Annotated in this window: 9 protein-coding genes; 3 read left to right on the top strand and 6 right to left on the bottom strand. The window is 59.6% G+C overall.

Annotated elements, in window-relative coordinates:
• Window positions 1-6: 6 nt before the first annotated feature.
• The gene (locus AC1DX4_RS06875) at window positions 7-747 is read left to right on the top strand and encodes an ABC transporter ATP-binding protein (protein ID WP_477219787.1); all 741 of its coding nucleotides are present in this window, start codon (window positions 7-9) and stop codon (window positions 745-747) included.
• Window positions 748-935: 188 nt separating this feature from the next.
• Complete coding sequence (locus tag AC1DX4_RS06870; protein WP_477219591.1) at window positions 936-1,721, top strand: hypothetical protein; 786 nt, start codon at window positions 936-938, stop codon at window positions 1,719-1,721.
• Between the two features lie 35 nt (window positions 1,722-1,756).
• On the opposite strand, the gene AC1DX4_RS06865 is transcribed toward AC1DX4_RS06870, so the two are convergent.
• Window positions 1,757-3,403 (bottom strand): glycosyltransferase family 4 protein, encoded by a 1,647-nt coding sequence (locus AC1DX4_RS06865; protein WP_477219590.1) that lies wholly within the window; start codon window positions 3,401-3,403, stop codon window positions 1,757-1,759.
• 69 nt (window positions 3,404-3,472) lie between these two features.
• The gene (locus tag AC1DX4_RS06860; protein WP_477219589.1) at window positions 3,473-4,243 is read right to left on the bottom strand and encodes a Stf0 family sulfotransferase; all 771 of its coding nucleotides are present in this window, start codon (window positions 4,241-4,243) and stop codon (window positions 3,473-3,475) included.
• Window positions 4,244-4,426: 183 nt separating this feature from the next.
• Here AC1DX4_RS06860 and AC1DX4_RS06855 point away from each other — a divergent pair, with 183 nt between their 5' ends.
• Window positions 4,427-6,145 carry an FkbM family methyltransferase gene (locus AC1DX4_RS06855; RefSeq protein WP_477219588.1) on the top strand — a complete coding sequence of 573 codons (1,719 nt, stop codon included), beginning with the start codon at window positions 4,427-4,429 and terminating at the stop codon, window positions 6,143-6,145.
• Window positions 6,146-6,267: 122 nt separating this feature from the next.
• On the opposite strand, the gene AC1DX4_RS06850 is transcribed toward AC1DX4_RS06855, so the two are convergent.
• The 4 genes from AC1DX4_RS06850 to AC1DX4_RS06835 all read right to left on the bottom strand — a co-directional run bounded on the left by AC1DX4_RS06850 (window position 6,268) and on the right by AC1DX4_RS06835 (window position 12,210).
• Window positions 6,268-7,404, bottom strand: a complete 1,137-nt coding sequence (locus AC1DX4_RS06850) for a glycosyltransferase (protein ID WP_477219587.1) — start codon at window positions 7,402-7,404, stop codon at window positions 6,268-6,270.
• A gap of 32 nt (window positions 7,405-7,436) precedes the next feature.
• A complete protein-coding gene (locus AC1DX4_RS06845; RefSeq protein ID WP_477219586.1) occupies window positions 7,437-9,776 on the bottom strand; it encodes a glycosyltransferase in 2,340 nt (779 codons plus the stop codon).
• 198 nt (window positions 9,777-9,974) lie between these two features.
• Window positions 9,975-11,090: a glycosyltransferase gene (locus AC1DX4_RS06840; protein ID WP_477219585.1), complete on the bottom strand. Its 1,116-nt coding sequence runs from the start codon at window positions 11,088-11,090 to the stop codon at window positions 9,975-9,977.
• Window position 11,091: 1 nt separating this feature from the next.
• A complete protein-coding gene (locus AC1DX4_RS06835) occupies window positions 11,092-12,210 on the bottom strand; it encodes a glycosyltransferase family 4 protein (RefSeq protein WP_477219584.1) in 1,119 nt (372 codons plus the stop codon).
• Window positions 12,211-12,364: the final 154 nt, after the last annotated feature.

The following is a 12,364-nucleotide window of genomic DNA, read 5'->3' as shown; positions in this document are numbered from 1 at the left end:
CCTGCTATGACCTCAATCATACTGACCGGTGTCTCGGTCGAATTTCCGGTCTTCAACGCGGCAAGCCGCTCTCTCAAGAACAGGGTGCTGAGCGTCGCCACAGGAGGTGCGATCGACCGTCGGGTTGATGGTCATGTCATCGTGCGCGGACTGGAGGATGTGAGCTTTTCTGTGAACGAGGGGGACCGGATCGGCCTCGTCGGCCACAATGGTTCCGGCAAGACGACACTGCTGCGCGTGCTGTCGGGCATCTACAAGCCGACGAGCGGATCGGCGGTGATCGACGGCGAATGCGTATCCCTTATCAACATCTCTCTGGGTATCGACCCGGAAGCAACGGGCCGCGAAAACATCAGGCTGCGGGCAGCGATGATGGGCATGCGGCCGATCGAATTGCGCGAGCAGTTCGATGGGATTGCCGAGTTCACCGGACTGGGTGATTTTCTTGACATGCCGTTCCGGACCTACTCGTCGGGCATGCAGCTTCGCCTGGCTTTCTCGACATCCACGGCGATCCGGCCGGAAATACTCGTCATGGACGAATGGCTTTCGACCGGGGACGAGGACTTCAAGCAAAAGGCCGACAGGCGGCTGCGCGAGATTGTGGAGACGACCAAGATACTTGTGCTTGCCAGCCACTCACGCGAGCTGCTGCAAAAGAATTGCAACCGCATCCTGTGGATGGAACATGGTCGAGTGCGGATGGACGGTCCCCCCAATGAGGTTCTGCCAGCTTATTTCGGTTGATAGTTTTTCGAATGGAGGTAGAACGATCTCGGTTGAGATCGACAATAGCAATCAATAGTCATGCGGTCGCTGGAACTCGTACGATTCGAATGAAATGTACGGAGAAATAATGGAGATCCAGGCAATGCCCGCACGGGATGCATTCACCGTTGCCGCCGCCTCGAGCCTACCGCCGGAACCGGCGTCTCATGGCTAGCAGCGAGCAAGGCTGGTGGCGCAGCAGGAAGGCTGCATTGATCGTTGCTCATCCGGGGCATGAATTGCGGGTCCATCATTGGATGGAGACCAGCAAGCCTCTGGTCCTGGTGCTGACAGACGGCTCGGGGCATCTCGATGCCGGCCGGCTCGACCGCACGGCCGAAGTGCTGGCCGGCGCCGGCGCGCGTCCAGCGGCAACGTTCTTCGGCAGGATGGCGGACCGCGATCTCTACCGGGCCATTCTGGCCGGCGAAGTGGAGACGTTCAGGGTGCTCGTTGACGAAATAGCCGAGATCCTCGCCGATGAGGCGATCGACTATGTCGCTGCCGACGCGGTCGAGGGGTTCAATCCGGGGCATGACGTCTGTCGGCTGCTCGTCAACGCAGCGCTGGCGCGGCTGCGCGACCGAAATGGCCGCGATCTGCCCAATCTCGAATTTCCGCTCGAGGCGGTTGTACTGCGGCGCCAAACCGCCACACGGGAGGGAATAGAGCTTCATCTCGACGCCGGCGCCTTCGAGCGCAAGCTCAGGGCCGTCGACAATTATCCGGAATTGACCGAGGAGGCCGACCGTCTGCGCGCTGCGCATGGTCTTACGAGCTTCAGCGTGGAACACCTCACCCCGGTCGACTACCACCTGGACATTTCAGAATGTTCCGAGCAGCCGCCGGCCTATGAGCGTTGGGGCACGGAGCGAGTGAAAAGCGGCTACTACAAGACGGTGCTTCGCTTCAAGGAACACGTCGAGCCGCTAGCCAGGCGACTGGCGATCTGAATCCCGAACGAGCGTCCTGGCCGAAGGTCAGGACCTCATTCGCCAAGTTCGATCAGGCATAGCCCCAATCCAAGCCGCCGCCGATCGTCTGACAGCCCCACCTCCAGCGGACTTGCCGGGTTCTCAATCCGCAGACCAACGGAGAGACTGCGGGCCAGTGCAGCGTCGGGCGGCAACGCCACCTGCCAGTCTTGCTGAAGGAAAAGCGGTACGCCGGGAGTGGTCGACCCAAACACCCGTCGTTCAATCGAGATTCCGTTGATGAAGAGCTCAGCGGACACTTCCGGATGGTTCTCATGAAGAAAAGCCACCAAACCCAGTCTTAACCAGGTCGGCGCAGCCGTGGAGGACATTTTGAATTCGACTGTCGCCAGGTCGCCGTCAGTCCAGACTCCCCAATGTTCAACCGCGGAGAATCCCGTCAGGCGCACAAATCTTTGGGGATCGTCGGCCTTGGCGAACGATAACACCTTGCTCGCCTCGACCGGTTGCAGCGCACCCTGTTCCGGCCCGGCTTGTTCCGGTTCGGCTTGCGCCAGCTCGGCCTGCGCCAGCTTGGCCTGTTCCAACGCGGCCTGCGTCATCATCTCGGCCTGCTCCAACTCGGCCCGCATGCGAGCCAGCTGCGCCAGCAGATCCTCACGCTCCGTCATCCACGGCCATATCGGCCCGGGCTTCGGCAGCCAGGTCTGCATGTGACGCGCCAGCGACAGGTTCAATTCGTCCTTGTCCGCAGGCGCGGCGCGGTGTTGGCTCAGTGCTTCGCGATAGAGCGACAGGCAAGTGTTCAGCCACTTTGACATGCCTGCCTCTTGGCGGGTTCTGCTCGAGATTTCCGCCGCATCGACGGCATCGTAGCGGTCGATCTCGGCTGCGACCGCCTCGGTCGACAGGCGCTGTTGCAGCACCCGCAGTCCGAAGTTGCGCCGCCGCCATCCATCCCAAGTGTCGGAACGAGCCATTCCGGCAAGGCCGCGGCCGTCGCAGACGATGACTGCGCGTCCGCATGCCATGGCTTCAAGGGCGCTTAGCGCAGACGCGAACACGAGGTCATATTGCGGCAGCAGGGTTTCGGGTTCGCTCGCGATGCTGCCGATGGAGGCTCCTATCACATCGAGCTCAATGCCGCGCTCCGCGCAGGCGGCGCGCACCGCGTGCAAATGCTGCGTGTTCTTGGCAAAAGCCAGGGCTCGGCGTGGACGCTCCGGCAGCGGCGGCCCGGGGACGAAACGGTCGGTGTCGACAGCATTGAGCAGCGTGACGATACGGTCTGCCGGAATGCCGGCTTCGAACTGCAGCCGCTCGGCAACCGTGTCGTCGACGGCAACGTATTTGCGGATGTTGGCGAGAAGCGGCGGGGCGCTGTGCCAGGCGACGAAATCGTGTGCGAAGTAAACGGCCGGGGCATTCGGAAAGCGCGCCGTGGCGATCGCAGTAACCTGGGTGTGATTGCCGTGGATGATGTCAATGTCTGCGGCGATGGTCGAGATGTCGTCGGTGACAGGTATGCCGCGAGCCTGAATCTCTTCCGCGATCGGTCCCAGCCCGGGCGCATAGACGATCGGCCTGTGCCCGGCGCGCATGAGGGCGAAGGCGACTTCCCGGGTGACGATCTCGGTTCCCGAGCGGCCTGTCAGATAAATGTTGGCGATCAGGACCGTCAGCGGCTGTTCGAAGGTCATGGATCTGCAGGCTCCCTACGACGAACTGTCCGCTCAGGCAGTCCACGGCGCACGGCGCCACGACCAACTCTATAACTTATCAACGCTATTCGGATCGCCGAATTCCTCGACAAAGCGCTTACGCCAGCTTTCGGTGATTTCGTCACGCTGCACAATGACGCCGACCTGACGCGAATCGATGTGCACAGGATGCAGGTCGAAGAGCCCGGCTACCCTATCGATTGCCTGCTGCGGAGCATCAACGATCTCCTCGTAGACGAAGTGAAGCGCTGCTATCTCGTTTCTGGCGAAATACATTTCCCACCGGGCATATTCGGTCGCGATCGCGCGAAGACGGCCCAAAATTGCCTCACCATCAAATTCCGCTTCACCCGTCGACGTTTGCCCATGCCGATACTGGCCGGTCTGCAAAGCCCGCGCCCAGGACATCGCCTGGCCCAGCATATCGCGCCTGCGCAGGAATATGAATCGCAGGTTCGGAAGCATCGAGGTCCATTGGGTTTGGCCTTCGATCCAGTCGTACTGATGCGCGAAGATCTTCAGCCCGTAGATCCCGTTGGACGTGGCGCCCATGGTCAGGATTCTGTCGATCTGCATGCCCCTGTCGTCGGGGTAGTCCGGATCGTCGAAATAGCGTCGTCCCGGGCCGTTGAAATATTCCAGCGGACGGCCGAGTTGGCCGGTACTGGAAAGCAGTTGTGACAGGAAATTGCTGCCCGACCGTGGCGCCGTGCAGATCGCGAAACCGCGCAAGAGAGGACGATCCTGATCCATCGGCAGGTTTTTAGCCGATGTCCCGTTTTCAGCAAACAGTTCGACAATTTTCGGACACGGCAGCATGCGACCAGCAAAGCGCAGCCGACCGCAGGTGTGCTGATGGACGGTCCAACAAAGAGGGGCTGCAGACCTGCCTCGGTTGCGAGTTTCCCGCTGATGTCAAACGGCTTCAGCTAAGTTAGAAAACAACGGGGCTGCGGGGCCCAATGGAGCTTTTTCGATTCGAATGAAATGCACGGAAAAACCATGGGCGCCGACGCAACCCCGCCGGCAGCGCCCGCAATGATCAGCTACGCGCAAAATTGTGAAGACGTTCTGCTCGAGCGCGTTTTCAAGGACGCCGCGACAGGTTTCTATATCGACATCGGCGCCTATCACCCGACCATAGGATCCGTCACCAAAACTTTCTACGATCGCGGATGGTCCGGCATAAACGTCGAACCGGGAGCGGTTTTCGACGAGTTGGCGCGGGAGCGATCGCGTGACACGAATGTAAAGGCCGTGGTCACGGATCAGGACGGTGAAGTCGGTTTCTTCCAGAATCGATCCGATCCCGGCATGTCCAAAGTGGCCGAAGAGCCGGTCACGGCGGACGGCGAAGGGGAGATGCTTCGAGTTCGGGCTGTGACGCTCGACGGTCTCGTCGCCCAGCATGCCATTGGACAAGAGATCAACTTTCTCAAGATCGATGCGGAAGGGTCGGAAGCTGCAATCATTGGAGCGACAGACTGGAGCTTGATTCGACCGCTGGTTCTGGTGATCGAAGCAACTGCGCCGTGGTCGAACGAGCTCGTCAATCAGAGTTGGGAGCCAGTTCTGCTCGCGAGCGGGTTCTTGCGTGCGTACTTCGACGGCATCAATGTCTTTTATGTGAGGGCCGAGAGCAAAGAGCTGCTCCGCCACTTCCATGTGCCGGTAAACGTTCTCGATGGCCATGTTACATTCGAACAATGGCATTCGAGCGTAGCCGTGGAACAACTGACGGCCGAACGCAGTGAGATCATTGCGCAGCGAGATCAATTTTCCGCGGAATGCGAAGCCCAACGCCAAGAGAGCGCGGAAATTCAAAAACGATCGGTTGAGCTCACGGCGGCAATCGAGCAGGTGAAGGCAGAAAGCCAGCGTCTGACAGTCCACGCAGCGGCTCTGACCAAACGCCTTGCGCGGGAACAAAAGCAGGCGGAGGCCGAACGCAAGCGCCTGACAGCCCAAGCGGCGGCCCTGTCTGCGCAACTGGAGCAAGAACAGCGGCAGGCCGGAGCCGAGGGCATACGCCTGACGACCCACGCGGCAGCTCTGTCCAAGCAACTGGAGCAAGAACGCGAGCGGGCGGAGGAGGACGGCAGGCGTCAGGCGGCCGATATTGCAGCCCTGTCCGGACAGCTGGAGCAGGAGCGTCATTCACGTGCTTCGGCGACCTCGCTTGCCGCACGTTACGATCGCCTCGTCCTTGAACTTCGTGATGAGGCGGCGCCGCGTGCCTTGGGGAGCGTTCTGCCATTGGCGAGGCTTTTACGCCGGTTTCATCATGCTGTCGGTCGTGATAATGCGATTGATGTCACTCCTATGGAGAGTTCCATGGTTTCACAGGCTAGTTCTGAGCCGCCCTCCAGCCCTGCTCCAGGTCGCCTGCGCTCAACCGTGAAGAAGGGCGCTCTCGCCGTCTACAAGGCTCTTTTCAGGCCTTTCGTGCGTCCAGTGATGTGGCGGACCAGAACATTTCTGTTGCGACCCGTCCAGGAACACCTCGATCGCTCATATGAGCTTGCGAGGAGCTTGGAAAATCATGCACGCTCGGATGACATCCAGGCGCTGCGACAGGAGCAGGCCCAGCTCGCGAGGAGCCTGGAAAATCATGCACGCTCGGATGACATCCAGGCATTGCGACAAGAGCAGGCTCAACTCGTGAGGAGCTTGGAAGCGCTAGCTCTGACGATAGCGTCAAACCCGCCGCGAGGCCGTTAGAGCAATTTCAGCAAAAGCGTGAAACGGCTTTCTCGGGAAAAGTGGACAGCGCTTTCCCTGGGGAGTTGCGTCAAAACAAGGACTTGGAGCGATTCGCTGTTTCCGTGAAGCGGTGAACTGCTCTAGCCTGCGCCGTGCAGCCACGATGCAAGTTTGTGCACAAACCCGTCCCAAGTCGGTATTCGCAGTCTCGTCACCTCACCCCAAAGCCTTTCCGCGAACGGATCGTCAAGCAGTTGATGCACCGCGCTGGCAATCGCGGTGGGGCTTATCTCGTCGAGGATGACACGGCCGCCTGGTGGCAGCACGTCGAGGCTGGGCAGGTTTGCGGATGCAATGACCGGAATGCCGCTTGCCAGGCTTTCATAGGGCGGAATGCCAAAGCCCTCCAGTGAACTGACGAACAGGGTTGCTCGCGTTTTTTCCAGGGTTTGCCTGATCGCATCATCGCTTGCATGCCCCAGATATCTGAAGCGCGGTTCGGCCTTGAGGCGTTCCAGGATCACAGGCTCGCGCGTCGATCGGCTTTCTATCCGACCAATGACGGTCAATTCGACGTCGATATCTTGCTGCCAAAGCAGCTCAAAGGCCTCGAGAATATCGGCAACGTTTTTCCTGGGCTCGATTGTCCCGACATATGTGAACATTCGCTTTTGGGCGTCGAACGTTTGCCGGGACATCGCTACGCCATCGCCGCCCAGCGGGATCGCGGGACCTGCGCGACCAACCTTTCGTATGACGCGATGCACGTACTCGCGGCGGGTCTGTTCACTGATAAACGCAGCGCGCGGTATTTCGCGAAGCGCGCGCAGATAGTGCATCAGTCGCCCTGTCGTGCGCGGCTCCCAGTCCTGCGGATGAAGATAGGGCAGGAAATCGTATACCAGCCAACTGACCGAGGCGGTGTCCTCATGGCACAGAGCCCGGTATGCTTCGGCACGTTGCGGATCGAAAAACACCTCGGGGTTGTGCAGTCCGGCTTTCAGATCGGTCGTGGAAATCGAGGTGCCCTTTTGGAGATGTGGCAGAAGTCGTTCTGTTTCGTCCTCGACCGAGTGCTCGCTGTCACTGGTGAGTATTTCCACCACCGCGTCCGGGAGCGCGCAAAAACCCAATTTCTCCGAGTCGAACCGACACGGGACGAGCGGCCGCGGACCGCTCCAGCGGCGCAAGATCTCGCGTTCCACCCGCTGGATACCCGTGCGCAACGGATGGGCCGTCAGCTCGGTCAGATCGACAAAGATTGGGGCTCGTGACAATTCGCTTCTCTTTACGGTCTTTGGCGACAGTCTCAGAATCCTAGCCCCTCGCACAGCTGCTGCGCATAGTTTTTGAAACTATGAACGTCGCAGTAATGTCGCCGCTCATCGTCGAATTGGGACCGACTGGCACCTTTCCGGCTGATCTTGGCCAGCGCTTCCGCGATGAGAACGGGGCTAGGGTGATCCGGCACGGTAGAGACAAATGTCGGCCCCTCCATTGCCAGCGCCAAGTCCTCGTTTGCGACGGTGGGCAGCCCAACGGCGATGCAGTCGAGCAGCGCACCGGACAAGCCTCCGAAGAAGTGGGTTCTCAGCTGAACGGCGGCGTCGGCTGCAAGCAGATAGTCTCGATATTGCGCCTCGCCGACAAAGTCGGCTGAGAACACGACATGATCTGCCAAGCCGACGTTGGAAACCAAATCCCTGAACGGACCTTCATCCGATGCAAATCCGCCAACAAAATACAGTTTTGCGGGAATGCCCCAGCTGCGCAGAAGATCAACGGCCCAAATGCACTCCTCGGCCGCTTTATTGGAGTGGACAAAACCAAGCGATATGATCGCAAATTCTTTTTTGGCGATGCCGAGCCTCAGTCTGGCGGCTGATTTTAGCCGTCGATCGGTGGGATCGGTCTCCCACTGCCGATAGATCGAAAAGGGCAGATAGATCGCCATTTTGGAAAAGCGCTCTTGAACGATCCGAGCCGTCACGCGCGAGTGCACGAACATCGGCGAAGCCCACTCGGCGATTTCGCCGAGAAACGTTGCTGGAAGCCTCGATTCATCTTGCAGCCAGGAGCCGACCTCTTGCGCAGTCACGGATCGTCCGAGTTCACGCTCCGCAACCGCGCAAGCGCGCGGCGAACCGAGCAGACTTCCGTAGAAGCCGAGGAGGCGATTGTCGTGCTCGATGCAAGCTCCGCCATACCGTTCAAGCAGCTGGAACACCTCCAGATGAAAATATGAGTTCCCCACCACCCCGACCACTCGATCAAAGCCCGAAGACAAGCACGGAAGGGTGGTGATCTGCTGCGCCGATGCTGCTCCATCAGGTGTGGTTACAGGCGCATGTTTCGAGAACACATGGACATCGGCCAGTTTGCCCAGTTCCCTGATTGTTGCGGCGGAATAGTCAGCGACACCGGATTGGTCAGGCGGCATCGGACTGAGGAATGCAATTTGTGGTCGCGCGCCTCTGAGGATGCCGGTGGGCTTCGGATGGCGACGCGCCACCAAATCGCCCACCGTCGACCAGAACTCCCCCGCGATTTGGTCGGCCCGAAACCGCTGCCACCGTGTCGACTGATCCTGGATAATCTTGCCGCGCTCCGCTTGATCGACGGCAATCGCTTCGAGCTTCTGTCTGAGTTCCTCGGCGCTGTCTGGAGAAAACGTCAAATCGTCGCGCTCGATCAGTTCCCTGTGAGCAGGGATGGAAGACGCGATTACCGGTGAGCCAGCCGCCATTGCCTCGACGACCGGAATCGAGAACCCTTCCATGTACGTTGCAACGACCGTGCAGAGCGCGCCACGGTAGATCGATACGAGTTCGTCTTCGTCGACAAAACCCGGGAAAACAAGAAGCTCGGACCTGCCGCCATTGCCGGTGTACAGGTCGCGCAAGATTGTCTGCCAAATCGGCGGGTAATTCCCGGTGACCACGAGCTGAATGCCGGCGTCTTGCATCACGGCACTTCCGGCGTGAGCGAGGATAGGGCACTCGACATTCTTGCGCGGTTCGGCTCCGCCGCAGGCAAGAACATAGCGCTTGGAAAGTCTTTCCCGCCGCCCGGAAGTGTCGGCGCGCTCGAACGCGCTGTCTATCGGCGCCCCGGTCTTCGTAATGCGCATCGGGCTTACGCCGAGAATGCGCCGGAGTTCGTCGGATGTATGCTGCGAGATGGGAAAGAAATGATCGTAGCGAGAAAGCCAAATGAGCTGGGTGTGATAGTCGAGGCGATTGGAAGCCGTCGGCAGGTAACGTTCCGGCTTCATGAGCGGGATGAAGTCGTAGACAATCGCGAGCTTGAGAATGTCGGGGTCGTTCACGATGCGACCCAGGAAGAAAGGGTCATGGGTCATAGGGGACAGTTCGAAGAACACCGTCGAACATGCTTTGGCGCCTAGATAGGCGTTGCTGCGAACCTGATCGACGAGATGTAGGAAACGATCCTCAAGCGGTGGCAAGGCGGGATCAACCAGCCCTACAGTCGACACATCAACTCTTTCGCGAAGGTGGCCGACAGCCCTGACCAGATTCGCCGACAGCTTGCCGACGCCGCGATCCTTATAGGAAGGGTCTTGCAGGCATCTCAAATCGAATACAATTTCGCAATTGTCCATGCCGCAACCCAACCCGTCGTAGCTCACTTCCTACTCGCTGCAAACGGAAGATGACAAGCGAAAAGGGCCTGGGATATCGCGCCTATGGGAAGAGGCCACCCGGAAATCGATTCGATGATTAGTCCTGATTAATATAATGGTCGAGAAGAAGCTTGGCTATCGCTTTGGCCGCGTGACGTAAAAGGCCCGGTGACGTGGGACTTATTTGCTGTTGCCGAGGAAGTATTAGATATTCGTGATGAGATCCCGGTAGAGATTCATATAGGAGATTGCCATTTTCTCGGACGTGAACAGGCTCTCGTATCGCTCTACTGCATTTTGCCCGAAGCGTTGCGCCATGTCCGTGTCGTTCCACATCTGAGCCATGGCGGCGGCCAGGGCCGGCGCATCGGCGGGTGGGACGACCAATCCCGTCACCTTGTCCAGGTTGACAAAGCTCGTGCCCGTGCCGATCTCGCAGGAGATCATCGGTTTGCCGAACATCGCTGCCTCGACAAGAGACAACCCGAAAGCTTCCGAGCGCAGATGGGACGGGAAGACGACTCCGCTGCACAGGGTCAGAAGCGCGATCTTGTCTTCTTCTTCGAGCGCACCGACGAAATGCACATTCGACAGCCGGCTTGCGTCAGCTTGCGCGTGCAGGGCCTGCTCCATCGGACCTGAACCGACGATAACCACCGGATAGCCGCTCAGGCGCGCCGCCTCGATCAGCACATGCAGGCCTTTGTAATAACGCAGCACACCGGTGAACAGGAAAAACCTGCCGGGAAACCGCGCGCGCCATTGTTGCAGCCGTGCTTCGGGGGGAGCCGGATAAGTCTTCGCATCCAGGCCGTTCGGAATGACGACTGTCTTGGCACGCCGTCCTCGCAGGACAGCGCTCGTTTCCAGATAATTGGGCGAGGCCACGACAATGCGGTCAACGCTGTTGAGGAAGAGGTGCATCAGCGGACGATAGACCTGCAGGAGCATGCTCTGCTTGACTATGTCAGACTGATAGGTGACCACGGTCGGCTTTCGCACCCGCATGCCGAAATGAACCAGGTCCATGAAGGGCCAGGGGAAGTGATAGTGAATGATGTCGGCTTGCGCCGCCAGTTCGCCGAAGCGCTTGAAGGCGCCAAGCGAAAAACCCGTCGAGGCGATCTCCAGATCGAGCCGTGCCTTGTAGGCCCAATGCCCGTCGAAGAAGACGCTGTTCTCGTCCGGCTTGCGGCTGAGTGAAAGCACCGTTGGCTCAACGCCCAGTTTCGACGTTCCACAGGCGATCGCATGGATCGCTCGTTCCATGCCGCCGAACGTGTCAGGCCAGTACGTCTTGAAAAAATGGAGGACGCGCATGTCAGCGGCTTTTCCGCTTGGCAATGGCCTGGTCGAAAACCGCGATCAAACGCTTTGCGCTGAGATGCCAGTCGAAACGCGCCGCATTGGCCTTGGCGACCGCGGCCCGTCGTGCAAGGTCGCGATCGTCGGTAAGCAGTTGCTTCAGCTTTGCGGTGAGGTCGCTCACTGACAGCGGATCGACCAGCAGGGCGCCTTCGCCGGCAACTTCGGGCATTGAAGAGACGTTGGAGGTCAGAACCGGTACCCCAAAACCGTTTGCCTCCAGAATGGGCAAGCCGAACCCTTCATAGAGCGACGGCATCGTAAGCGCCCGGGCCCCAGCATAGAGCGATGCCAGATCGGTGTCATCCAGGTACCCGGTGAGCCGCACTTGATCGGAAATGCCGAGATCCGTCAGGCGAGATCGGAGATCGCCGAGGCGCCAACCCTGTCCTCCGGCGATAACCAGCAGATGTCCGGAGCGGACCTCCGGGCCGAGGCCGGCCCAGGCCTCCAAGAGGCGAATGAGGTTCTTGCGTGGCTCAAGGGTCCCCACAAACAGCAGATAGGGCCGGTCAATTCCAAAACGCGTGCGCACGGCCGCAATATCGCCCGGCACGAGGTGGGTGTAACCGGGATAGATCGTTGTCACGGGAGCTTCCAGGCCAGGGTATCTCTCACGGAGCGCCCCCTTCGTTGAATTGGAGTCAACGACAATTGCGTCAGCCCGGCGCACTGCCGAGCCGACAAAGGCGCGCTCCGCGCCCCATGTCTGCCAACGCATGGTTTCGGGCGCATAGGCCCAGACCAGATCATGAATGGTGACCACCCGCGGCATCGGCGCCGGTAGACGGAAGGGGAGCCTGTGGGCGGGACCCCAAAAGATGTCGACCGCGTCGTTGACCGCAGCGCGTGGTAGTGCCGTTTGCGACCAGATCATGCGAGCGAGAGCGCCTGGAAAAGCCGCGACGCGCATGTCGGCTCCAACCAATTCGCCAAGTGCCTTGGCCGGCGGCTCCGGCAGATAGAGAATTGGCCGGTGTCCGGCCGCGACGAGCTCCCGCGTCATCTCGACGACATATCTTCCGATACCCGTGAGGCCAGGCACTAGGTTGCGTGCGTCGATTGCGATTTTCATTTACGATCTGGGTATAATGAACTGCGTGCGGTGCAGGTAGCGAGCACTTCTGCTGTCATATCAGGGTTGCCGCCGACTTTTCATGCCTATCGCCGGCACTTCCTTTCGCATAGCAGAGTCGAACTCCATTGCAACATCGTCCGCGATGAGCGCG

It is taken from the genome of Mesorhizobium sp. P3_A8 (assembly GCF_056402995.1).
This window is presented reverse-complemented; position numbering and strand designations above follow the sequence as displayed.